This is a genomic window from Micromonospora sp. NPDC047521 (assembly GCF_055587305.1).
On record NZ_JBVJGN010000008.1, the window covers coordinates 201,579 to 225,073 of the forward strand.

General features: G+C 69.4%; 22 protein-coding genes. 15 read left to right on the plus strand and 7 right to left on the minus strand.

The features are described 5' to 3' along the window. The first annotated feature begins 181 nt into the window (after positions 1-181). The 7 genes from ACZ6N8_RS19360 to ACZ6N8_RS19390 all read left to right on the plus strand — a co-directional run bounded on the left by ACZ6N8_RS19360 (position 182) and on the right by ACZ6N8_RS19390 (position 7,688). Complete coding sequence (locus tag ACZ6N8_RS19360; RefSeq protein ID WP_466011629.1) at positions 182-2,140, plus strand: CRTAC1 family protein; 1,959 nt, start codon at positions 182-184, stop codon at positions 2,138-2,140. Then, positions 2,137-3,186 carry an enediyne biosynthesis protein gene (locus ACZ6N8_RS19365; RefSeq protein ID WP_466011631.1) on the plus strand — a complete coding sequence of 350 codons (1,050 nt, stop codon included), beginning with the start codon at positions 2,137-2,139 and terminating at the stop codon, positions 3,184-3,186. Before ACZ6N8_RS19360 ends, ACZ6N8_RS19365 begins: the two co-directional genes overlap by 4 nt. Before the next feature lies 1 nt (position 3,187). After that, on the plus strand, positions 3,188-3,982 hold the full coding sequence (locus ACZ6N8_RS19370) for a 4'-phosphopantetheinyl transferase family protein (protein ID WP_466011633.1): 795 nt from the start codon (positions 3,188-3,190) through the stop codon (positions 3,980-3,982). Between the two features lie 285 nt (positions 3,983-4,267). Beyond that, positions 4,268-4,624 carry an SCP2 sterol-binding domain-containing protein gene (locus ACZ6N8_RS19375; protein ID WP_387123374.1) on the plus strand — a complete coding sequence of 119 codons (357 nt, stop codon included), beginning with the start codon at positions 4,268-4,270 and terminating at the stop codon, positions 4,622-4,624. A 46-nt stretch (positions 4,625-4,670) separates the two neighbouring features. Continuing rightward, positions 4,671-5,201: a DUF5987 family protein gene (locus tag ACZ6N8_RS19380; RefSeq protein WP_466011780.1), complete on the plus strand. Its 531-nt coding sequence runs from the start codon at positions 4,671-4,673 to the stop codon at positions 5,199-5,201. Beyond that, positions 5,198-6,871, plus strand: coding sequence for a GMC family oxidoreductase N-terminal domain-containing protein (locus ACZ6N8_RS19385; RefSeq protein WP_466011634.1), 1,674 nt, complete (start codon positions 5,198-5,200; stop codon positions 6,869-6,871). The genes ACZ6N8_RS19380 and ACZ6N8_RS19385 overlap by 4 nt, the downstream gene beginning before the upstream one ends. A gap of 19 nt (positions 6,872-6,890) precedes the next feature. Then, positions 6,891-7,688 carry a TIGR03084 family metal-binding protein gene (locus ACZ6N8_RS19390; protein WP_466011635.1) on the plus strand — a complete coding sequence of 266 codons (798 nt, stop codon included), beginning with the start codon at positions 6,891-6,893 and terminating at the stop codon, positions 7,686-7,688. A gap of 144 nt (positions 7,689-7,832) precedes the next feature. Here ACZ6N8_RS19390 and ACZ6N8_RS19395 read toward each other — a convergent pair whose 3' ends face one another. Continuing rightward, a complete protein-coding gene (locus ACZ6N8_RS19395) occupies positions 7,833-8,630 on the minus strand; it encodes a helix-turn-helix transcriptional regulator (RefSeq protein ID WP_466011637.1) in 798 nt (265 codons plus the stop codon). A gap of 366 nt (positions 8,631-8,996) precedes the next feature. Between ACZ6N8_RS19395 and ACZ6N8_RS19400 the strand changes: the two genes are divergently transcribed. The 5 genes from ACZ6N8_RS19400 to ACZ6N8_RS19420 all read left to right on the plus strand — a co-directional run bounded on the left by ACZ6N8_RS19400 (position 8,997) and on the right by ACZ6N8_RS19420 (position 13,183). Next, entirely contained in the window at positions 8,997-9,377 is a 381-nt protein-coding gene (locus ACZ6N8_RS19400; protein WP_364363106.1) for a YciI family protein, read from the plus strand. Further along, positions 9,374-9,769: a YciI family protein gene (locus ACZ6N8_RS19405; protein WP_364363109.1), complete on the plus strand. Its 396-nt coding sequence runs from the start codon at positions 9,374-9,376 to the stop codon at positions 9,767-9,769. Before ACZ6N8_RS19400 ends, ACZ6N8_RS19405 begins: the two co-directional genes overlap by 4 nt. After that, positions 9,766-11,010: an RNA polymerase sigma factor gene (locus ACZ6N8_RS19410; RefSeq protein ID WP_364363112.1), complete on the plus strand. Its 1,245-nt coding sequence runs from the start codon at positions 9,766-9,768 to the stop codon at positions 11,008-11,010. The genes ACZ6N8_RS19405 and ACZ6N8_RS19410 overlap by 4 nt, the downstream gene beginning before the upstream one ends. A 113-nt stretch (positions 11,011-11,123) precedes the next feature. Continuing rightward, entirely contained in the window at positions 11,124-11,810 is a 687-nt protein-coding gene (locus tag ACZ6N8_RS19415; RefSeq protein WP_466011638.1) for a DUF899 domain-containing protein, read from the plus strand. Between the two features lie 176 nt (positions 11,811-11,986). After that, positions 11,987-13,183, plus strand: coding sequence for an MFS transporter (locus tag ACZ6N8_RS19420; protein ID WP_466011639.1), 1,197 nt, complete (start codon positions 11,987-11,989; stop codon positions 13,181-13,183). A 258-nt stretch (positions 13,184-13,441) separates the two neighbouring features. Here ACZ6N8_RS19420 and ACZ6N8_RS19425 read toward each other — a convergent pair whose 3' ends face one another. Beyond that, the gene (locus ACZ6N8_RS19425) at positions 13,442-14,245 is read right to left on the minus strand and encodes a hypothetical protein (protein WP_466011641.1); all 804 of its coding nucleotides are present in this window, start codon (positions 14,243-14,245) and stop codon (positions 13,442-13,444) included. A gap of 374 nt (positions 14,246-14,619) precedes the next feature. Here ACZ6N8_RS19425 and ACZ6N8_RS19430 point away from each other — a divergent pair, with 374 nt between their 5' ends. The 3 genes from ACZ6N8_RS19430 to ACZ6N8_RS19440 all read left to right on the plus strand — a co-directional run bounded on the left by ACZ6N8_RS19430 (position 14,620) and on the right by ACZ6N8_RS19440 (position 17,685). Further along, positions 14,620-15,996, plus strand: a complete 1,377-nt coding sequence (locus ACZ6N8_RS19430) for an FAD-dependent oxidoreductase (RefSeq protein WP_466011642.1) — start codon at positions 14,620-14,622, stop codon at positions 15,994-15,996. 15 nt (positions 15,997-16,011) lie between these two features. Then, positions 16,012-17,172 (plus strand): epoxide hydrolase family protein, encoded by a 1,161-nt coding sequence (locus ACZ6N8_RS19435; RefSeq protein ID WP_466011644.1) that lies wholly within the window; start codon positions 16,012-16,014, stop codon positions 17,170-17,172. 87 nt (positions 17,173-17,259) lie between these two features. Continuing rightward, a complete protein-coding gene (locus ACZ6N8_RS19440; protein WP_466011646.1) occupies positions 17,260-17,685 on the plus strand; it encodes an SgcJ/EcaC family oxidoreductase in 426 nt (141 codons plus the stop codon). 327 nt (positions 17,686-18,012) lie between these two features. Here ACZ6N8_RS19440 and dpgB read toward each other — a convergent pair whose 3' ends face one another. The 5 genes from dpgB to ACZ6N8_RS19465 form a co-directional block, all read right to left on the minus strand. Then, positions 18,013-18,663: an enoyl-CoA-hydratase DpgB gene (gene dpgB / locus ACZ6N8_RS19445; protein ID WP_466011648.1), complete on the minus strand. Its 651-nt coding sequence runs from the start codon at positions 18,661-18,663 to the stop codon at positions 18,013-18,015. A gap of 62 nt (positions 18,664-18,725) precedes the next feature. Then, positions 18,726-19,889 (minus strand): 3,5-dihydroxyphenylacetyl-CoA synthase DpgA, encoded by a 1,164-nt coding sequence (gene dpgA, locus ACZ6N8_RS19450; RefSeq protein ID WP_466011649.1) that lies wholly within the window; start codon positions 19,887-19,889, stop codon positions 18,726-18,728. 387 nt (positions 19,890-20,276) lie between these two features. Continuing rightward, positions 20,277-20,783, minus strand: coding sequence for a pyridoxamine 5'-phosphate oxidase family protein (locus ACZ6N8_RS19455; RefSeq protein WP_364363139.1), 507 nt, complete (start codon positions 20,781-20,783; stop codon positions 20,277-20,279). Between the two features lie 179 nt (positions 20,784-20,962). Further along, positions 20,963-22,345: a serine hydrolase domain-containing protein gene (locus tag ACZ6N8_RS19460; protein ID WP_466011651.1), complete on the minus strand. Its 1,383-nt coding sequence runs from the start codon at positions 22,343-22,345 to the stop codon at positions 20,963-20,965. Between the two features lie 136 nt (positions 22,346-22,481). Next, positions 22,482-23,465: an LLM class F420-dependent oxidoreductase gene (locus ACZ6N8_RS19465; protein WP_466011652.1), complete on the minus strand. Its 984-nt coding sequence runs from the start codon at positions 23,463-23,465 to the stop codon at positions 22,482-22,484. Between the last annotated feature and the right edge of the window lie 30 nt (positions 23,466-23,495).

Here is a 23,495-nt window from a genome sequence, read left to right on the forward strand (position 1 = left end):
AACCGCGGACCCGGCTCGGCCATTTCGGTGGCCTGCCGGGTCCTCGGCGTGTTCACCACCGGACCATTGCGCATTTCGCGAGAAGACGCCCCGCGGCGCAGAACCCACGATTTCCTCGGCAGGAACCGCTGCCGCCGTCCGGCGTCGGCTGACGCCTTCTCCGTCGAGATGAGAGGATCCAATGCGATCGAGCCCAGTCGCGGTGGTCCGCAGACTCGCCCCAGCACTATTCGTCCTCGTCCTGTGCACCACGCTGTTCGTGGTGGCTCAGCGGCCCTCAATTTCCGCAGCCGACGAGGCCGCACTGGCCTCGCAGTTCCGGTTCACGGAAATGCCGATCGCGCTGCCGGAGAACCTCCCGCAGAAGTCGGTGCGGGTGGTCAACCCGAGGTACAAGCACATCCGGTCGTGGATCTCGTCGGTCGGCGCCGCCATCTCCATCAACGACCTGGACGGTCGCGGTGTGGCGAACGACCTCTGTCTCGTCGACACGCGAACCGACGCGGCGATCGTCACCCCGGCCCCGGCCGGCGGCGAGAACTACCAGCCCTTCGTGCTGAACCCGGCCCCCCTGCCGATGAACGACGTCATCGCGCCGATGGGCTGCGTCCCGGGCGACTACAACGGTGACGGCTGGAACGACCTGTTGGTCTACTACTGGGGGCGTACCCCCGTGGTGTTCCTGCACCGGGGCCAGCAGGGCCCGCTGACCCTGGCCAGCTACCAGCCCACCGAACTGATCGCGCCGTCCACCGGCCCCGGCGGCACCTACCAGGGCAAGCAGTGGAACACCAACGCCGTCGCGGTCGCCGACTTCGACGGCGACGGGCACCCCGACCTCGGGGTGTTCAACTACTTCCCGGAAAGCGGCGTGCTGGACCCCCACGGGCAGCCGAACGTCCAGATGAACCACTCCATGTCCCGGGCCACCAACGCCGGTGGCGCGCACATCCTGCGCTGGACCGGGGCGACCGCGACGTCGGTGTCCTTCGAGGAGGAACCGGCCATCAACCCCCGCTTCGCGACCGGCTGGACGCTTGGCGCCAGCTCCGCCGACCTCGACGGCGACCTGCTGCCCGAGCTCTACCTGGCCAACGACTTCGGTCAGGACCGGATGTTCCACAACCGGTCCACCAGGGGCGACATCAGGTTCGAGTTGGTGGAGGGCGAGCGGGACGCGCTCACGCCCAAGTCCCTGGTCGTCGGGCACGACTCGTTCAAGGGCATGTCCATCGAGTTCGGTGACCTGAACGGCAACGGCCAGTTCGACGCGTTCGTCAGCAACATCACCACTCCGTGGGGTCTGGAGGAGAGCAACCTCACCTGGATCAACACCGAGAGCAGCGAGGCCGGTGCCAAGGCCAAGCTGGAGAAGGGCATCGCGCCGTTCCGCAACGAGGCCGCCGACCTCGACATGGCCTGGACCGGCTGGGGCTGGGACTCCAAGATGGCCGACTTCGACAACAGCGGCCACCTGGCCGTCGTACAGGCCTGCGGTTTCGTCAAGGGCACCATCAACCGGTTCAACTGGCTACAGGAACTGGCCATGAGCAACGACCTGCTGCTGGAGAACCCGGACATGTGGCCCAAGGCCGAGCCGGGTGACGACATCGCCGGGCACGAGCCCATGGCGTTCTGGGTGCGCGACGGCGACCGGTTCGTCAACATCAGTGCCAAGCTCGGCCTGGACGTGCCGATCCCGACCCGGGGTGTGGCGGTCGCCGACACCGACGGCGACGGTGGGCAGGAGTTCGCCATCGCCCGCCAGTGGGGTGCGCCGGCCTTCTACCGCAACGACAGCGCGGACCGTGGTGACTTCGTGGGCCTGCGCCTGCACCGACCGGCCACGGCCGGCGCCGCGGCCGGACCGATCGGCACCCCTGCGTACGGCGCCAAGGTCGTGGTGACCACGGCCGACGGCCGCCGGCAGGTCGCCCAGCTCGACGGCGGCGGCGGCCACTCCGGCAAGCGGAGCTTCGACGTGTTCTTCGGTCTCGGCGACCAGGGCTCGCAACCGGTGTCGGCCGAGATCAGCTGGCGGGACCTTCAGGGGAACGCCCGGGTGCAGAAGGTCGACCTGGCCGCCGGCTGGCACGACCTGATGCTGACCGACCAGGTCAAGGAGGTAGCAGCGAAATGACGGCGACGGACAGCATCTCTACAGGTGACGGGCGCGGCAAGAACCACCTATCCAGCACCATCACCCTCCCGTCGCCGGCCAGGGACGTGCCGGTGCCGCCGGCGCTGCGGCGCGCGGAGGACAGGCGAGCCGGCCGGCCACCACGGGTGGACAGCCGGGACCCGCGCTACCTGGCGCTTCGGAACTTCGCCATCTCGATGAGCATCTTCAACATCCTGGGCTACACGGTTCTCGGGTTCGAGCAGCCGTGGGCCTGGCCGTTCTTCGCCCTGGCCATCGGTCTGGGCCTGGAGATCGTGATCGCGCTTATCGCCGCCTGGGCGACCCGGAGCACCCCGGCCTTCGCCGGGCATGGAGCGTGGGGTGTCTTCACCTTCCTGTTACCGGCCTACATCACCACGCTCGCGGTCAACATGCTGCTGTACGCGAACGACAGGTTCTGGCCGATCGCCCTAGCCGTGGTGATCGGTGTCGGTCAGAAGGCGGTCCTCGTCGCACCCATCAAGGGGCGGATGCGGCACTTCATGAACCCGTCGAACTTCGGCATCACCATGAGCCTCGTCCTGTTCTCCTGGGTCAACATCGCCCCGCCGTACCACTTCACCGAGCATGTTCCGGACGTGTTCCGGATCATGATCCCGATCGTTCTGCTGACCGCCGGTACGGTGCTGAACGCCGTACTGACCAAGAAGGTCCCGCTGATCCTGGGCTGGGTCGGCACGTTCGTCATCCAGGCCCTGGTGCGGCACTGGGTCTGGGACGTCAACCTGTGGGCGGCGCTGGTGCCGATGACAGGTGTGGCGTTCCTGCTCTACACCAACTACATGGTGACCGACCCCGGTACCACCCCGAGCAAGCCGCTTCACCAGTTCATGTTCGGCATGAGCGTGGGCGTCGTGTACGGCGTGCTGATGCAGTTCAACATCGTGTACACCCTGTTCTTCGCGACCACACTGGTCTGCCTCGGCCGGGGCGCCATGTGGTGGCTGAAGTGGCTGCGGGAGCGCCGCCGGCCGGCGGTCGCCGCGCCGGCACCCGCGAGCTGACGTGACGACAGGTGTCTCGGGCGGTGACACAGGCGCGGCGGTCCGCCCCACGGACTGCTGTGTGTGGCGCATCGACCCGACGGACGCGCCCGACTGGTGCGAGGAGTTGCTCAGCGAACCGGAACGGGCCCGCGCCGAGTCGTTCCACAACGTGGTGGCGCGACGACGGTTCACCTCGGCCACCGCGCTCGTCAAGGTCGCGGTGGCCGGGTGGGCCGGTTGTGATCCCTTCGATGTGTGGCTCCGGCGGGAGTGCCCGGACTGCGGACGGCTGCACGGCCGCCCCGAGGTCGTGGGAGGCACACCCAACGTCTCCCTCTCGCACTCGGGCGACCGGGTCGCGGTCGCGCTGTACGAGCACGGGCCGGTCGGGGTGGACGTGGAGCAGGTGGACCCCGACGTGGACATGGACAACATGCTGGGATTCGTGTTCGGCGAGGCCGAGCGCCGGGACTTCAGCGCCATCGAGGACCCCTCGGCCCGACTCCAGGCCTTCTACCACTGCTGGACCCGCAAGGAGTCGGTGCTCAAGGCGACGGGCGACGGTCTACGCCTCCCGATGTCGAACGTGACAGTGGGGGCGTCGCACGGACAGGTGCGGCTGACCGGCTTCACCGACCGGCCGGAGCTGGTCGAGACGGCACAGATCGTGGACCTGCGGCCCGAGCCGGGATACGTGGGGGCGGTGACTGTGCTGTCGGCCCGGCCCGTACGGGTCTGGGAGTTGGACGGGGCGGACGCGTTCGCCACCGCTGCCGAACTCGTCCGCGACCGTTCACGGATCGCCGTGCGATAGGGCGGTCCTTCCGTTCGAGACGGGACACGAGTGCCGGGCGCCCAGGCGTCCGGCACTCGTGTTCGTGCGGACGGCACGGTGGGAGAGGGCCGACCACGGCCGGCGGTGCCATGGTCGAGGGCAACCGCCTCGTTCCCACCGACGCCGATGACAGGCGGTGCAACCCGTGGCGCACCCCGACAGGAGATTCGACGGATGAGCCCAGTCGACACGAGCCCGCTGCAGGACCGGCTCGCGTTTGCCCGACAGGTCAAGGCCGCCTCCACAGGCGAGCTGCTGGCCCTGATGCAGTCACCACGCCGCGCGTCGATCGTGCACGACATCGTCGAGGACCTGCCGGCGGTCTTCCGGGCCGACCGGGCCGGCGACCTCGACGCGGTGGTGCACTGGAAGGTGACCGGGCGTCCCGACGGCGGCACCGACACGCTGGAGCTGGTCATCACGCAGGGAACGCTCACGGCGTCGCTGGAGCCCACACGCCCGGCCCGTCTGACCCTGACCCTCGGTCCGGTCGACTTCCTGAGGATGGTCACCGGCAACGCCAACGCCAAGATCCTGTTCCTGCGGGGCCGTATGAAGGCCCGCGGCGACCTGGGTCTCACCACGCGTTTTCCCAGCCTGTTCGACACGCCGCGGCCGTAAAGGAAGGTACGTGGACAACTTCGACGCCCTGACCGCCGACCAGGTGATGACCCTGGAGGCGTACGCCGACACCATCATTCCCGGTGAGCGGCGTGATCCCGGCGACCGCGCGGTCGCCGGCGCGGCCAGCGGAGGCGGCGCCGTCGCCTCCGGAGCCGTGGACCTGATGCTCTCACCCGAGGGCGGGCTGGCGGGCACCCTGGACAGCCTGGCCGAGGGGCTCAACGAGCACGCCCGCGACTACGGCACCCGGACCGGTCTCGACCTGGATCCCGCGGTGCCGCCCTTCGTGGCGCTGTCCTTCGCCGACCGGATCGCCCTGGCCCGGGAACTGCTGGCGCCCGGCCACCCGGAGCAGGAGCTGTGGGTCGCGCTGGCCATGTTCAGCGCGATGGCCTGGGACACCGGCGCCCACATGAGTACGACCGACGCCCTCGCCGCCGGCCACCCAGGTCTGACCCAGATGGGGTTCATGCCACCCGACCCGGACGGTGCGTGGCGCTTCCCCCGATTTTCCTATGGCCGTGCCCTTGCCGCGATCCACCCGCGGACGACCCCGAGAGGAGATCCGCAGTGACAGCCCACGAACGGACCGATGTCCTGGTCATCGGCAGCGGCTTCGGCGGCGCGATCCCCGCGTACCACCTGGCGGCCGGCGGCGCCTCGGTCGTCGTCCTGGAACGCGGCCCGTGGCTGACCGCCGACGAGTTCGAGCACGACTTCAAGTTCGGTTCGTCGTCGACCCGGGTGTTCGAGTTCACCATGGGCGAGGGGATGAACGTGCTGGGCGGCAACTGCGTCGGCGGCGGCAGCGTCGTCTACTTCGCGGCCATGCCCCGCGCCCCGCGCTTCGTGTTCGAACGCGAGGGCAGCCTCGGCCGGAGGATGTGGCCGAAGTCCATCACCCGGGAGGCGCTGGAGCCCTGGTACGACCGGGTGGCTCAGGCCCTGCCCATCACCCAGAGCAAGTGGGACGACGTCACGTACGCCGGTGGCGTGTTCGCGGCGGCCTGTGACCACGCCGGTCGTACGGCCAACCCGGTCGCGGCGGCCATCGACACCGACCTGTGCACCAACTGCAACTGGATGATGTCCGGCTGCAAGTTCGACGCCAAGCGGTCGCTGCTGCTGAACTACCTGCCGGCGGCGGTCGACCACGGCGCCCAGATCCGGCCCCTGCACGAGGTGCAGCGCATCGAGCGGTCCGCCGACGGTGACTTCCTGGTCCGCTACACGGTGGTCGACCCGGTCGACTACCGGGTGCAGGTCGACGAGGGTGTCATCGAGGCGAAGCTGGTGGTGGTGGCGGCCGGGGCTGCGGCGACGCCGGTCATCCTGCAGCGGTCCGAGGAGACCCTCGGGGCGATGCCACAAGCTGTCGGGCGTTACTTCTCCGGCAACGGCGAACGGCTCAACACGGCGATCCTCAACGAGGATCGGGTCCGTGACGTCCTGGGACTGGACCGGGGCGACGGCCTGGCGTACGCGGCCAACCAGATCGGTCGCGGGCCGTCCGCCGCGAGCTGGGACCGCCTCGACGGTTCGCTGCCCGAGTTCAGTCGCTACTCGTTGGAGCAGCTGTACTTCCCCCCGGGGTTCGGCACGATTCTCGCCCAGGCGCCCGACGCGCAGGGACCGAGCTGGTTCGGGCTGGACAAGAAGGAGATCCTGCGGCGCTGGCAGTCCTGGCTGACGATCTTCATCATGTCCGAGGACGACAACGAAGGCGTCTTCGGTCCTCCTCCGGAGACCGGGAACGCCGACCGCATCTCCATGCAGATGCTCAGCCGGGGCAACCTGCGGTACGAGCCGACCGCCAACACCCGGCGCGGGTGGGCCCTTGCCGACGCGGACATCCGCGACATCCTGGAGCGCGACGGCCTCGCCCGGGTGATGCCCTGGACCAACGAGGTCATCGGGGCGTACACGGTGCATCCGCTGGCGTCGTGCCGGATGGGCGACGACCCGGAGACCTCGGCGCTGGACGACACGAACGAGCTGCGCGACCACCCGGGGATCTTCGTGACCGACGGCTCGGCGGTGCCCGGGGCGTTGACAGTCAATCCGGCGTTCACCATCGCCGCGATCGCTGAGCGCGCCGTGCCGCACATCGTCCGGGCCGCCCAGTCCCGCGGCGTCGACGTCAGGTATCTCGGGTCGCTGCCGCCGGGGGAGCGGGCCAGCCGCCGGACACCTGTGGCGGTGAACGGCCGTGACGGCCAGCCCGTGTCAGTCCCCTCGGTTTAGCCGAACATCAGGAGGATCCGTGTCGAACCAGACGAGTGTCTACGATGATCTGATCGCTGACGGCGACGACGTCGAGGCGTTGGTGACCGGGCTGAGCCCGGATCAGTGGTCCACTGCCACGCCGGCGCCGGGCTGGACTGTCAAGCACCAGATCGCCCACCTGGCCTTCGTGTCCCACCTGGCCGCGCTGTCGGCAACCGACCCGGACGCTTTCGCCGAGCATGTGGCCGACGCCAGGCGGGACTTCCAGGCGGCGGTGAACAACGCCCTGACCGCGTACATGCAGCTGCCCACCGACGCGCTCGTGCAGAGGTGGCGGCAGGAACGCGACACCGCCGCCAAGGCGCTCGCCGCTGTCGATCCGACGGGCACCGTCCCGTGGCTGGTCACCCCGCTGCCGCCGTCGGTGCTGGCCGCGGCCGGCATGATGGAGCTGTTCGGCCACGGGCAGGACATCGCCGACGCGCTGGGACGGACCCGCGAGCTGACCGACCGGATCGGCCACCTGGCCTGGTTCGGCTTCCGTACCCGCGACTTCGGCTACCAGGCGCACGGGTTGACGCCGCCGACTCAGGAGTTCCGGGTCGAGCTGACCGGTCCCTCGGGCGTGGTCTGGGAGTTCGGGCCGCCGGACGCGACCCAGCGGGTGACCGGCCCGGCCGTCGACTTCGCCCTGCTGGTCAGCCGCCGTCGACACCGCGACGACCTGTCCCTGACCGCGCAGGGCGAGGAGGCCGACCGCTGGCTCGACGTCGCCCAGGCGTACCGGGGGCCGGCCGGGCCGGGGCGCCGTCCCGGTCAGTTCGCCAAGCGGTAGGTACACAGAGGTCCGCCTCCGCGGGCGCCCGAGGGCGCCGCGGAGGCGGACCTTTTCGTGTGTGCCTGCGTCACCGCCGTGGTGCGGCCCCACGCGGCGTCGGGACCGGCGCGCGTCGCGCCACCGGTCCCGACGCGCGTCGCGCTATCTGCCCCGGGGTGCCACTTCGGCGGTACGGCCCGCCGCAGCCCGCACGGGACGGCCCGAACGGTGAGCCTCCAGGTCGGGAATCGCGTAGAGGATGGGCAGGTCCGTCGTGCGCTTCGGCCGCAACGCGATGCCGACCATGCTGGTGGACCGGTCCGCCACGGTGACCGGATCGACGTCACCCAGGAGCAGCGAGCGTCGGGTCCAGGGCTCCGGGTCGACGCTGTCCGCCGTCGCCACAGCCCTGACGAACCACTGCCCGGGGGAGACGTCGGGCAGGCAGTAGCGTGCCTTCGTGCCGGCCTCGGCCTCGACGACGGTCCAGGCCGCCGGCCGCCGCTGGATGATCGGGGTGTCGAACGCGCCGATGTAGACGCGTGCCGTGGCGTACCCGGCCGGCAGGGTGACGGTGCCGGTGATGGTGCCCGACTCGGGCAGAGCCTCGTCCTCGGGCTGGGGTGTCCCGCGGATGCCCTCGGTCCACATTCGTCGGAAGCGGCTGGGCGAGGTGCCCACGCTGTCGGTGAAGTGGTTGGTGAACGACCCCAGGCTGTTGAAGCCGACCGCCAGGGAGATGTCCGTGACGCTCATCGAGGTGGTGGCGAGCAGGCGTTTGGCCTGGTAGATGCGGACCGCAGACAGGTACCTCCCGGGGGAGACCCGGGTCGCGGCCCGGAACACGCGGGAGAAGTGGAACCTGCTGAGGATTGCGCTCTTGGCTATCTCGTCGAGCGACAGCGGCTCGCTGTAGCCCTCCCAGATGCGCGCGATGGCGGACTTGATGGCACTGTTCATGGGGGCCTCCGTGAGCAGAGCAACACGATCCGTCATCACTCTGCCCGGGTGACCTCGAGAGCCGGTTGGGCTCGGATGGGGCCGTGGTCGAGGCCGGCTGGGGCCACCGGCGGTGATCCGGGGGGTGCCCGCGGGTGGCGTCGCGCAGCGCCAGGCGTATGCCGTGACCAGGGCCGAGGGCCCTTCGGAGGACGGGGGGATCCCCTTCCTCAGGCTCTACTTCGAGGCTGCTTGAAAACGAGTTGCCGGGATGGTGTCGTATCAAGGTGCACCCGTTCGTAGAACTAACGTACGGCGGCGACGGCCGGACCGCCGTGCACGAGGAGTCGGGAGAGGCCCTCGTCCGGGCAATGAGAGGAGACGACCTTGACGGAGTACCTGATCGCCTTCAACGATGAGTGGGTGGGTCCGCACACGGCGGAGGAGATGGGCAAGAAGGGCGTAGCCGTCCTGGCCGTCATCGAGGAGATGCGGGCCGAGGGTGTCCTGATCTCCAGCAACGGCGGGCTCGACGAGTCCACCGCGGTGTGCAGTGTCGAGTCGGTCGACGGCAAGCCCGTCTTCAGCGACGGCCCTTACGTGGAAACCAAGGAGCACCTCGGCGGCTTCGCCGTCATCGAGGTCGCTGACGACGAGGCGGCGCGGCACTGGGCCGGCAAGCTGGCGACCGCGCTCGAGTGGCCGCAGGAGGTGCACCGCTTCCCGAATCCCGGGCAGAACCGGTTCAACGGTTCTGGAGACAAGTGAGTCTGGTGCCCAGGTACCTGCTGTCCGTCTACGGACCGGCAGAGCACACCGAGTCCGGCACCTGCCCCTCCGGGAAGGCCACACCGCAGGCGTCCGCCGACGCCGGCGCCTTCACCGAGAGGCTCCGCAGGGACGGTCACTTCGTCTTCGCCGACAGCCTGGAGCCCGTGACGACGGCCACCACCGTCGACGGACAGGGCGGCAAGCCGGTCCTCACTGACGGGCCCTACCTGGAGACGGCGGAGCAACTCGACGGCTTCTGGGTCGTCGAGGCGGCCGACCTCGACGTGGCCCTGGTGCTCGCCGCCGAGGGGTCGAGAGCGTGCGGCGGCGCCGTCGAGGTGCGTCCCTTCCGCACCGAGGGATCCGATCGGACGCTGCCGCAACCGTGAGTGGCCCCACCGTCGAGCAGGCGATCACCGGTGCCCACCGCGAGGAGTGGGCACCGGTGGTCGCCAGCCTCGCACGCCGTTTCGGCGACCTCGACATAGCCGAGGAGGCCGCGGCCGAGGCGTTCGCGGCGGCGGCGGAGCGGTGGCCGCGCGACGGCGTGCCGCCCAACCCGGGCGGCTGGCTCGCCACCACCGCGACCCGCAAGGCGATCGATCGTCTCCGTCGGGAGCTGCAGCGCGACGCCAAGCACCAGGAGGCCCTGATGGTGTACGACGACACCCCTCCTGAGCCGACCGGTCCGGTCGAGGACGACCGACTCAGGCTGATCTTCACCTGCTGCCACCCCGCGCTCGCGATCGAGGCCCGGGTGGCGCTCACCCTGCGGCTGCTCGGCGGCCTCACCGTCGCCGAGATCGCGCGCACCTTCCTGGTGCAGGAGACGACGATGGCGCGACGGATCACCCGCGCCAAGACGAAGATCAAAGCGGCGCACATCCCGTACCGGGTGCCCTCGGAAGACGACATCCGCGAGCGGCTCGCCGGCGTGCTCGCAGTCGTCTACCTCATCTTCAACGAGGGCTATCTCGCCAGCGAGGGCGACGACCCGTTGCGTGTCGACCTCACCGACGAGGCGATCCGCCTCGGCCGCCTGCTCCGGACCCTCCTGCCGGACGACGGCGAGGTGGCCGGCCTGCTCGCCCTGATGCTCCTCACCGATGCCCGGCGGCCGGCGCGCGTGTCCCGTACCGGGGAACTGGTGACCCTCGACGAGCAGGACCGCGGCGCATGGGACCGCGCCCTCATCGCCGAGGGCAGAGCCCTGGTCCACGAACGGGTCAGGGCGACGGCGACCGGCGGTGACCCACCCGGGTGCTACCAGCTCCAGGCCGCCATCAACGCGGTCCACACCGACGCCCCCTCCGCCCGGGACACCGACTGGTCCACGATCGTCGCCATCTACGGCCGCATGGTGCTCCTCGACCCGTCGCCGATCGTTCGGCTCAACCGGGCGGTCGCGGTCGCCGAGGTCGACGGCCCCCTGGTCGGGCTCGCTGAGATCGACCGGCTCGCCGGGATCCTCGACGGGTACCACGCCTTCCACGCCGCTCGCGCCGACCTGCTCCGGCGAGCCGGGCGCGGCGGCGAGTCGCGGACGGCCTACGACCGGGCCATCGATCTCGCCGGCAACCCCGCGGAACGGGCCTACCTCACCCGCCGACGCGACCAGCTGGCCAGCTGACCCTTCCCGTTGGACTCGGACGGGCGACGGCAGATGGCCCTGGGGTCGACGGGTCGGCAGCGGTCGAGGTTGGCCGCGTCTGATGGGCCCGATCAACCGAAGAGGAGATGCTCATGGTGTTGCCGCAGGTGGTCTCCCGCGATCAATGGCTGACGGCCCGTAGGGCGCTCCTCGCCAGGGAGGAGCAGCTCCCCCCGCGGCATGCCGCGGTGGTCGCCGCCCGCCGTCGTCTGCCGATGGTACGGATCGACAAGGACTACGTCTTCGAGGGCGCCCGTGGGTGGGCGACCCTGCCGGAGCTGTTCGAGGGCTGCCGTCAGCTGATCGTCTTCCACCTCATGTTCGATCCGGACTGGGACGACGCGTGCCCGAGCTGCTCGGCGTTCTCCGGAAGACTCCATCCGGGACTTCTGGCGTCGATGCGGACGCGGGACACGGCGTTCGTCGCCGTGTCCCGCGCGCCGCTGACCAAGCTCAGGGCCAGCCCGGGATGGAAGCGGTGGCATTTCCCGTGGTATTCGTCGTTCGGTAGCGACTTCAACTACGACTTTCACGCCACGTTGGACGAGCGCGTCGCCCCCGTGATGTACAACTTCGACTCCAAGGCGCAGATCCTGGCTGCCGGCTCGCCGATCGAGCTTGTCGTGAGCGAGATCCCGGTCGAGATCGTCGGCCTGAGTTGCTTCATCCGGGACAGCGGCGACGTGTTCCACACGTACTCCGCCTATGACCGCCGCGTCGAAGAGCTCAGCCAGGCCGACAGCCTGCTCGAGCTGACTGCCCTGGGCGGCCAGGCGTAACCGACGCCGGGCGGGCGTACGGCCAGGCAAGCCCGGAGATGTCACCGTGAGGCCGAATCCGAGATCGTGTGCCAGCGACCGACACAGAGATCGGAGGCCGAGCCATGCCGCGATGGAATCCCGTTCGCGTTGTCAGCTCCCTTTTTCCCAGCGAGCCGGGCCCCAAGCGCTTGTACGTGGTGGCCACGCTCATCAACACGTTCGGAAGTGGGCTGCTGATTGGAAGCCTGCCGCTGTACTACACCCGCGTCGTGGGCCTTTCCGCCGCGCAGGTCGGGCTGGGCCTGACCATCGCGCTCACCGCCGCGCTGGTGATGGCTCTCCCGCTCGGTGAACTCGCCGACAGGCGCGGGCCCGTCCAGGTGATCAGGGCCCTGCTGCTGGTGGAGACCGTGTCGATGCTGGGCATCCTCTTCATCGGCGACTTCATCAGCTTCCTCGTCGCCTCCTGTGTGCACCTGGTGGCGTCGAATGCGCTCGGGACTGTCGAGGGAGCGCTGTTGCGACGGGTGGCCGGCGAGGACGCGCCAGCCTTCCGCTCCTCGATCTACGCGGTCACGAACGTGGGCCTGTCGCTCGGGTTGATACCCTCCGGCATCGCGATCCAGCTCGGCACCGCCAACGCGTATCGCACGCTCATCGTCATCAACCTGCTCAGCTTCCTGGTCGCCTGGTTGGTTCTCGACAGGCTGCCGCGTTACAAGCCGATTCCGAGGCCGGCCACGGGTCCGCGCTGGATCGCCCTGCGTGACAAGCCGTACGTCACGTTCGCGCTTCTGAAGGCGTTGATGCACCCGCAGTTCTACGTCCTCACGCTGTTGCTTCCGCTCTGGGTGGTCGACAACACGAACGCCCCGCGGTGGACCATCCCGGTGTCCCTGGCGATCAACACGGTCTTCATCATCCTGCTCCAGGTCCGTCTCGGCAGTCAGGTGCAGACGATCCGGCAGGGCGGGCTCGCCTGGCGGCGGGCCGGGCTGGCCTTCCTCCTCAGCTGTTGCGTGCTCGCCGTTGCGGCCGGGCTGCCCAGCTGGGCGGCGCTGGTGGTGGTGATCGCGGCAGTGGTGCTGCACAGCTACGGCGAGATCATGCACACGGCAGGCCTCTTCTCGGTGGCCCTGAAACTGCCTCCGCCGCACGCGCAGGCACAGTACGACGGCTTCAGCGGGATCTTCGCCGGCACCGGCAACGCGGCCGCTCCGGCGCTGCTCCTCGGTGTGGTTCTGAGCCTCGGTGTGCCCGGGCTGATCGGACTCGGCGTGTTCTTCCTCCTGCCGAGCCTGCTGATGCCGGCCGTGACGCGGTGGGGTGAGCGGACCAGGCCGAAGGCGCAGGAAGACCTCGATCTGACAGCTGTCGATGCGGTGAAGTGATCCGGACAGGCCCTGGCCGGCGCCCCACGCGCCAGGCCGGGGCCACGGAACCGGGGCAGGGCCGGCTGGACCGACGGATCGGTCCGGCCGGCCCTGCCGTCACCGCCGTTACGTCGACACGTACGGGACGGTCCTGCGGCTGTCGATGTGGATACCGTCGGGTCCGCCGTCCACCAGGCGGTCGACGACATGCGGGCCGCCCGTATCGCACAGGCGGCCCGCAACAGGGTTCGTGGTCGTCGCTCTCGGACGGGTTCGTCACGCCGTCCGGAGGTTCGGCACGATGGTCGTGGCGACAATCTCGGCCAGCTCGGGGGTGACAGTGCCGACCGGCTGCGCCGGCAGCTCGCGCACCAGGTAGGAGTCCTCGTTCCGGCCGGGCACCGTGAGGGTCGAGGGCGAGTCGGACAGCACCGTCACCGCGGCTCGTCCGGCGGCCGGCCCGGCCTGCGTGTCGTTCCGGCCGGCCAGCACGAAGGCCAGCCAGGCGCGATACCAGACCACCAGGTCGGAGAACGCTCCCGCCGAGCCGCTGAGACCCCTGCTGGCTGCCAGGGCGTTCACCTCGTCCAGGAGGGTCCGCTCCATTGTCGACACGACGAGTTCGGGGTCCGCCGTCAGGTCCGGGGGAGTGCGGGTGGTCGGACCGAACTTGCCGAGGAACTCGGTGAACTTCCCGATCACGTGGTCGTCGTCGGGCCACGTCGGGTTCACCAGAACGGCGGTGACCGGAAGGGTGGCTGACAGCAGGCCCGCGACCCGCAGGGCCAGCGGCGAGGCGCTGCAGTGCCCGATGACCTGCACCTGGCCGTGGTCCGCGCCAGCGTCCAGGAGTTCGGCCACGCAGGCTGCGGCCAGCTCCGGCAGCGGAAGGTACCGGCGGTCCTCGGACAGCACGCCGATGGGATCGATCTGAAACACGGCCCGGCCCTGGATCCGTTCGCTGAGCATCTCGCTCAGGCGCGGTGACATGGACATCGCCTGGAAGTCGGCTACCAGGATCGGATCGGTGTCGCCGGGGCTCAACCGTTTGAGGATCCGCTCGTCGCCCGAATGCGTCATGCCGCTCCCTCGTGCACTCGCGCCGCCGATGCGGCTGGCGGCCCCGCCGTCCGAGGGCCAACCGCCGCCCAGGGATCGGTGCCGCCAGGTCATCGCCAGCTCATGATCGAATCGACTGACCGTCGTCCATAGCCAGTCTTCGCCGATGAGCCCCCGGAGCCTTGTCGGACGGTGCTCGATCGGTTCCTGCGCACGGGGCGTCAGGTCCCGGTCCCGGAGCACAGCGCAAGGTGCCCGGCCCGCCGCCATCCCCGATTCTGGCTCTGGTTCCGCCGGGACACGAGGCGAATGACGGGCCTTCGCCTGCCCGATACGGCGGCCGCCGGTACGTCAAGGCGCACGTTCCTGGCCCCACAGGGAAGGAAGAGATCGCGATGCCTGATCAGCTCGGTAACCGGGCGGTGGTACTTGGCGGGAGCCTGGCTGGCCTGCTCGCCGCCGACGTACTCGCCGGGGTCTACCCGGAAGTGGTCGTGGTGGATCGGGACGAGCTGGCCGGTGTGACGGGCCCCCGGCGCGGCGTGCCGCACGGCCGCCACGCCCACGGCCTCGTCGGCCGCGGCCAGCAGATCTTCGAGAAGCGGTTCCCCGGCCTCATGGCGGAGCTGGAGGCCGCCGGTGTCCGGCCGGGCGACTTCAGCGGTGACATCCGCTGGTATTTCAACGGCATGCAGCTTCGCCAGGCACAGACGGGCCTGCTCTCGGTGCCCTGCACCCGGCCTGTCATCGAGCGGTTCGTACGCGGCAGGGTGGAAGCGATAAGCAATGTCCGGTTCCTCCAGCAGTACGACATCGTCGGGCTGGAGACGACCCCCGACGCGGCCCGCGTCACGGGGGTGCGCGTGCAGGCCCGGGACGGAGGTTCGGGCCCCGAGGTGCTCTCCGCCGACCTGGTCATCGACACCACCGGCCGAGGGTCACGGACGCCGGCCTGGCTGGAGGAGCTGGGCTATTCCCGGCCGACCGAGGACCGGGTGAAGGTCGATCTCGCCTACACCACGCGTCACTACCGGGTACCTCGCGATCCGTTCGGCAGCGACATCGCCATCATCGCGGCGGCGACCCCCTCACATCCGCGTGGCGCCTTCTACTACCGGCTTCCCGGGGAGGACGGCCGCGTCGAGTTGTCCCTCACCGGTGTACTCGGTGACCACCCGCCAACCGACCCCGAAGGCTTCCTCGCCTTCGTCCGGTCGCTGCCCGTGCCGGAGATCTACGAGTCGATCCGCGAGGCCGAGCCGATCGACGACCCGGTGATGTTCCGCTTCCCGGCGAGCGTCCGCCGTCGCTACGAGCGACTGTCCCGGTTCCCGGAGGGCCTGCTGGTGATGGGGGACGCGGTGTGCAGCTTCAACCCGGTGTACGCACAGGGCATGGCTGTCGCCGCCATCGAGTCCCAGGTCCTGGCCGATCAGCTCACGAAGGCCAAGGTGCCACCGGCGCGTGAGTTCTTCCAGGCGATCTCCCGCCAGATCGACTCACCCTGGGATTTCGCGGCGATCGCGGACCTCGGCTACTCGGGAGTGGAGGGCCGCCGGACCGCCAAGGTCCGCATGATCAACAGCTACGTCGCCCGGCTCCAGCGGGCGGCGGTCCACGACGAGAGCCTCACCAATGCCTTCATGAGGGTCGCCGGCCTCGTCGACGAGCCGTCGGCTCTCCTTCGCCCCGGCAGGGTTCTTCGGACGTTCCGGCAATCCGGTGGCCGTACGCCTGCGGCCACCGCGCCGCTCGCAGAGGCCCGTGACTAGTTTTGGAGGTGCAGGATGCGCTCATTCCGTATCGAGGTTCCGCAGTCCCAACTCGACGATCTGAAGCAGCGGCTCGCCAACACCCGCTGGCCGGACGAGATGCCAGGGGTCGGCTGGGGCCGAGGCGTACCGCTGGGGTACCTCAGGGAACTGGCCGACTACTGGCAGAGCGGCTACGACTGGCGGGCAGCCGAGGCACGCCTGAACGCGTACCCGCAGTACGTGACCGAGATCGACGGCGCGAACGTGCACTTCATGCACATCAGGTCACCTGAACCGAACGCGTTGCCGCTCATCATGACGCACGGCTGGCCGGGCACCGTGGCGGAGTTCCTGGACGTCATCGAGCCGTTGACCGACCCCGTGAAGCACGGCGGCGACCCGTCCGACGCGTTCCACCTGGTCATCCCGTCGATCCCCGGGTACGCGTTCTCCGGCCCCACCGGGCAGGTGGGCTGGGACACCGGCCGGGTGGCCGGCGCGTGGAAGGAACTGATGCGCGGCCTCGGCTACGACCGCTACGCGGTCCAGGGCGGAGACTGGGGCACGCCGATCTCGCTGCGGCTCGGCCTGGCCGACCCCGAGCACGTCGTGGGCATCCACCTCAACATGTGCGTCACCTTCCCGCCGCAGGACCCGGCGGCGATGGCCGGCCTGGACCAGGCGGACCTGGCCCGGCTGGAGTTCACCGGCCGGTTCATGCAGGACGGCACCGGCTGGCAGCGGATCCAGTCGACCCGTCCGCAGACGCTGTCGTACGCGCTTACCGACTCACCGGTGGGGCAGCTCGCCTGGATCGCCGAGAAGTACAAGGAGTGGACGGACTCGGCGAAGGTGCCCGAGGACGCGGTGAGCCGCGACGCCATCCTCACCGCGGTGTCGATCTACTGGCTGACGGCGACCGCCGGGTCCAGCGCCCAGTTGTACTACGAGTCGAGCCACATGGACGCCGACTTCGCCAGGACCTGGGGCGGGCCGTGGCCGTTGGCGATGCCGGTAGGTGTCGCGTCGTTCCCCAAGGACGCGGTGCGGCCGATACGCCGGTTCGCCGAACAGATCATGCCGACCCTCACCCACTGGACCGAGTTCGACCGTGGCGGCCACTTCGCGGCCCTGGAGCAGCCGCAGCTGCTGGTCGGCGACATCCGCACGTTCGCCCGCTCCCTCAGACGCTGACCGCGCCGGCGCCCGGGTCACCGGCGCCCGAGCGTGCACCAGCCCAGCAGAGCAGTGTCCGATCCGGTACGACGAAAGCGAGAGACCATGACGACCAATTCCTCCCCGGTCGCCGCGCCGTCCATCTCCGGCGCCGAGCAGGCCGAGATCGCCGCCGTACCCGCGCGGATGGTCGCGGCCTGGGCCGCGCACGACGCCGACGCGTTCGCCGACCTGTTCACCCAGGACGGAACGCTGATCCTTCCCGGCGTCTACAAGAAGGGCCGCGACGAGATCCGGAAGTTCATGTCGGCCAGCTACGCCGGCCCGTACGAGGGCACCCGGGTCACCGGTACGCCCATCGACCTCAAGCCGCTCGCGGACGGCGCCGTGGCGCTGCTGACCACGGGCGGGGTGATCGCGTCCGGTGAGACGGAACTGGCGGACCGGGACGCCATCCGGGCCTCCTGGATCCTGGTTCGGCGCGACGACAGGTGGCAGTTGGCGGTCTACCAGAACTGCCCGCGCGACTGAGCTGTCCGACGGGACGTCACTGGCGACCGGTGCTCACCAGAGCGCCGGTCGCCTTCCGCGTGACCGGAGCCCGTCACCGGACCAGGTCGGTTTCACAGTGCCAGGGGCCTGCCCACCGACACGTCGATCGCCTGCTCAGCTCGGCGTAGCCACAGGTCCGCGGGTCCTGACGGCGGGGTGCCTCCACGCCGCGGTGTGCCGGTCCGCCTCCACCATCCCGGGCCGCCGGCTGCCCGCCCACATGACGAAAGGTGAGTTGGGGCCGTGGCTCGCCAGCCACGGCCCCAACTCACCCGGATTCCCGGCGCGACCTCGGGGTGGGATCCGCTACGGCGTCCCGGCAGCGGCCGCCCGCCGCAGGGCTCTGTCACAGGCTGCGAGGTGGCGACCGAGCGCGTCCTCGAAACTGGTGCTCGCCGCATCGAACATCAGTTGCCGGCGGATGGCCAGCTCCCGGCCGGAGAGACCGCTGATCATCTCGGCGGTGGCGGCCAGGGCCGTGGTCGGATCGTCGGTCACCTCGTCGACGAGGCCCAGGTCGACGCTCTCCTGCGCGTCCAGGTGGGCACCGAACAGAATCGCTCGGCGCAGCCGGGTCCCGCCGGCCTGCTGGGCGAGTCGATAGACCGCCATGCCCGGCCAGGTGGCCTCCCCGTCAACGAACAGGGACAGCCGGATGTCCGGCGTGGCGATCCGGTAGTCGGTCGCCAGCAGGACGTCCAGGGCGAGGCCACCGCAGTCGCCGGAGGCCACAGCGACAGTCGTGACGGTGAGCCGCTCGAGCCGGCGCAGTGACCGCTCCCACTTGCTGACAAGTGCCACGTCCAGGCCGTGGGCCCAGTCCTTGCCAGGCGTCCCGGTCACCTGCACCGGAAGCATGGTGGTGGACATCTCCGACTCGGCCGCCGCGCAGATGGCCTCCACAGCGGCGACGGACTCCATCGTCAGGGGTTTCGAGCCGTCGATGCGAAGCGCCACGTCATCTCGCGCGCCGTCGGCGGCATCCTGCTCACCCCTACCTCTCCGGACGGTTTCCGCGCTCACCACTGGACCAGCGCCGTCTCGATCGTGGAACCAGGACCCATGGTCATCAGCACTCCATAATCGCCCGGGGCGGTTACTCTCTCCTGCAGGAGCCGTTCATACGAGAAAATGAACGATCCGCTTGATACGTTGCCGTAGTCACGTAGAACGCCTGTGGTGTGCCGGACCTCGTGACGGTTCAGTCCCAGGTTGACAGTCACCGCGTCGATCACCTTCTTGCCTCCGGCGTGCACGAGCCAGTGCGCGATGTCGCTGCGACGCAGGCCGGTGTTCGCCAGCAGGCGGTCCGCGACGATTTCCGCGTGAGCGCCGACGACGTACGGGATCTGTGGGTCGAGGAAGAAACTGAACCGGTTCTGGACGCTGTCCCAGTCGTAGCGCATGGCATCGACCGCGTCGGGAATGATGCAACTGGCGAACTTGAGGATGCGCGGACGACCAGGTGTGCCCGCGGATTCGCCGGCGGGGCGGCCCACCACGGCCAGCGCGGCGGCGCCGTCGCCGAACAGACTGTTCACGACCGCGGTGCGCATGGTCGAGTCCAGGACGTAGGCGGCGGAACAGGCCTCGGTGCACAACACCACGGCCAGCTCGCCCGGGTTGGCCACGGACCAGCTCGACACCACGTTCAGGGCGTTGAGACCGGCATTGCATCCCATCCCGACGATGTCGGTCCGGCTGCAGTGCCTGTCGATGCCCAGTTCGCGGATGAGCAGGGCACTGAGCCCCGGCGTGAGAAATCCGGTGGATGTCACGCAGCACAGGTGGCGGATATCGGAAATCGTCGCACCGGCGTCGTCCAGGCATGCCTGGAGGGCGCGCTTTCCCATGTCCACGGCGAGCTTCTTGTGCCGTCCGAGAAGGTCCGCCTGCGTCTCCGAGGACGGCGTGCCGTCCGGTGCCGGGAGCGGTAGCTCCAGGAAGCGCCGGCGGATCGCGCTGTTGAGAAAGACCGAGCGGATCTTCGGGTCGGAGATCGCGAAGGTGTCCAGTAGGTCCTGCTGCGAGTAGGACGTGGCGGACGAGGCCGTGCCCACCCCGACAATCGTGGAGTCGTACTGTGTGGGTGGGAGAATGGGAAACTCTTCTGCCAGTGTCCGATCGTATTGCCCCGGGGTGTTGGCGATGTCAACGGTCACACGCAGATCTTCCTTCCGCATCTCAGCTGCCCTGGCGTCCTTGACCAGGGCCGCATTGTGCTCGTTCTACGACAATGCGGCTTGAGCAGCAGATGCGGCATCTTTGAGATTGCCGGGCGCCCGGTGGAGATGTCGGCGCCCGCACGGTGCGGATCCCACGGCGGCCGGAGTCGCGAAAGGCGTCCGGATGGCGCGCGTCAGGGCAGGCCGGCGCGGTGGTCGAGGTGCTCACAGCGCAGCGCAGCGGCGGTGATCACGGTGTCGCAAGACGGTGTCGGCGGCCTGACGGGCGGGGCCGGCTGCCGCGAGCCGCGTCGTTGCGCGGGTGTGTCGCGTGGTGCGCGGGCTCATCGTCAACTGCGACCGAGCGGCATTGCGCTCGGCCCGGCCGCGTCGGCACCGCTGGGGTCAGAGGCGGTAGTTGGTCTGGCTGAACGGGTCGCCCTTGGCGTGGCTGAACGCCCTGCTCGGCGTCACCTCGAAGGCCACGATCTGGGTGTCGGGCATATCCGAGACGATGGCGCCGTCCTTGATGTCGAGCTGCCAGCGGCCGTCCCAGCGACCGCGGTAGAGCTCGGCGAGCTTGCGCAGCAGAGCGTCGTCGGTGACCGGCACGGCGATCCCCTCGACGGCCACGTCGAGACCCTGCTCCCAGGCGGTGTCGCCGGCGAGCACGAGCACGTGGGGGTTGGCCTGGATATTGGCGTACTTCACCTCGGTGCTGCCGGTGTGGAAGTAGACCTTCCCGTCGTGGAACACCGGCACCATAGGCGTCGCGTGGGGACGGCCGTCCGGTCGTACGGTCACCACCCAGGCGAGATCCGCCGCGGCCAGCCTCGCCTCGGCCTCGGCCCACGGGACCAGCCGGCCGGCCTCATCGCTGTAGCGCCTGTCGACGCGTTCGCTCGTCGGCATCGTCAACCCTCCGAACTGGCCGCAGGATGAAAGTGGTTGGGAGACGTTAACACGATCGACTGGCTGGCACCGTCAACTCCATCGACCGATATGCGCGAGTCGGCGTACCTGTCGGCACCTCCGACCAACCTGACGACCGAGGTGGGGGCGAGCGGTGGCTGCCGACGGTGCTGTGCGGCTCAGTCGTCGATCGCCTGGTAGATGGCGGTCCAAAAGTCGCTCCACAGCGGAAGTTTCTGATCCCCCATGTGCGCCCGCTGCATGACGACGACCATCGCCATGTCCTGAGCGGGATCGTTGTACCAGGCCGTGCCGTAGAAGCCGGGCCATCCGTAGCTGCCGACCGAGGGACCCAGGCGGGTACGCCGGGTGATGACCGCCATCCCGAAACCCCAGCCGAAATTGTCGAAATACCCGGGCTCGAATCCGGACACCGCCTTCTGCGCGGCTGTCAGATGGTCGGTCGTCATCAGGGTGACCGACGGCCGTGAGAGGACCCGCTCGCCATGGCGGGTGCCTCCGGCGAGCAGAGCCGAAGCGAAGGCGAGGTAGTCGTCGGCAGTCGAGACGAGCCCACCACCACCGCCCTCGAACGTCACCGGCCGGCTGAACCGACCGTCCGGACGGTCCTCGACGACCGCCTCGCCGGCGGGGCCGCTGTCCCGCTCGTACGCCGTCGCGAACCGGCCGAGGCTGTCACCGTCCACACTGAACCCGGTGTCCCTCATCCCCAACGGCGCACAGATCCGCTCGCGCAGGGCCTCCCCGACGGACATGCCTGTGGCCCGGGCGATGAGCGCACCTGTGGCGTCGGCGGCGGTGTCGTACATCCAGCGCTCACCCGGCTGATGGACCAGCGGCAGCGCCCCCAGGTCGCGCACCCACTCGTCCAGATCCCGCCTGCCGATCGCGTTCAGCGCCTCGTCGATCGGAACCGTTCCCGGATCGGCGATGATCGTGCCGGTACCGAGGGTGAAGGTCAGCAGATCCCGCAGCGTTATCGGGCGGTTCGCCGCGACCGTGTCGTGCAGCGGCCCAGCCGGATCGGCGAGCACCCTCATGTCCGCGAGCTCCGGCAGGAGGTCGTCCACCGGGTCGTCCAGACGCAGTGTGCAGTCCTCCACCAGGGTCATCGCGCACGCGGCGACGAGTGGCTTCGTCATCGACCCCAACCGAACGATCGTGTCTCCCGCCATCGGGATCCCCGCCCCGGCGCCCTGGAACGCGAGGGCTCCCGTGGCTTCGACAACAACCTCGCCGTGGCGGGAGAGCGCCACCAGGGCGCCGGGAACGAAACCAGAGCCGACGAGACGCTCGAGCAGGTCCCGTACCCGAACCCATCGCTTCGCCGAGAACCCGCCAGCCGACACCCGCCGCCCCCTCAACTCGCCCGATCGGCGACTCAGCCCGCCCGTTCGACAGCGACCGCCGCCTCGGCCACGAGGCCGGTGCGGCAATCGATGGTAACCGCTGCAGAGTGAAATCTTCAGCTGCTGTGTGGTCCGAACGACGAGGTCGGGCAGGTCGGGTTTCGGCGTTGCCGGGCTGGCGGCGAGCGTCACGGTCCGCTCGGCCGCCCCCGTTCGTGAAAGGGTCCAGCAGCGGTGACCGCGTCACCGCTGCTGGACCGGGTCGCGCCACGCGACGGTGGCGCCGGCCGCCCGCTGAGCCACCCCCGGGTGCTGTTCCGGGCGAGAATTACCTGGTCAGTTCCGGCAGCACCTTGGTGGCGAACAGATCCATGCTCGTCCGGTCGTAGGCGGCGTCGATGAATCTGGCGATCACGTACCCGACGCCGAGCTTGCCGGCCTTGTTCAGCTGCTCCACGATCTGTTCCGGTGTGCCGATCAGGCCGTCCGTCCAGTAACCGAGGAGAGCCTCGAGTTGCTTGGCCGGCAGCAGCGGCTCGTAGTGGGCCCGGACCCAGGCCAACCTGTCGGCGACATCCTTCTCGGTCTCGCCGATCGTCACATTGAGCAGGACCGAGCGGACGATCGCGTCGAAGTCGGTGCCCACATCCTTGCAGTGCTCGGCCAGGACCTGGGACTTGTGGCTGAACCCCTCAAGCGACGCCCCGAAGTTCGTGTACTGCGCGTACTTCGCCGCGGTCCGCAGGGTCTTCTTCTCACCGGCGCCCCCGATCCACAGCGGGATCCCGCCCTCCTGCAGGGGCAGCGGCCGGCTGATCGCCCCGTCGATCTGGTAGTGCTTCCCCAGCAGGGTGGCCGAGCCTGTCGTCCACATCTGCCGCATGATCTGCGCGCACTCGTCGAGCATGCCCAGCCGGTCCGCGACGCTGGGGAAGCCGTAGCCGTAACTACGCCACTCGTGCTCGTACCAGCCCGCGCCGATGCCCACGTCCAGCCGGCCGCCGGACATGACGTCGATGCAGGCCGCGACCTTTGCCAGGTAGGCCGGATTGCGATAGCCCACGCACGTGCAGAGCTGCCCCAGCCGTACCCGTGACGTGCTGGCGGCGAAGGCCGCCATCATCGACCATGCCTCGAACGTCGACTCGTCGGACGGCGGATCAGTGATGAAATGGTCGAAGACCCAGATCGACTCGAACGGCCCGGCGTCGGCGGCCTTGGCGAGATCGAGTATCACGTCCCACTGCTTGGTCGCCGGTATGCCGGCCAGCTCGAAATCGCCACCCTGGGGGACGAACATACCGAATCGCATGCTGTTCGGGTTACTTGTCACGAAGCACGT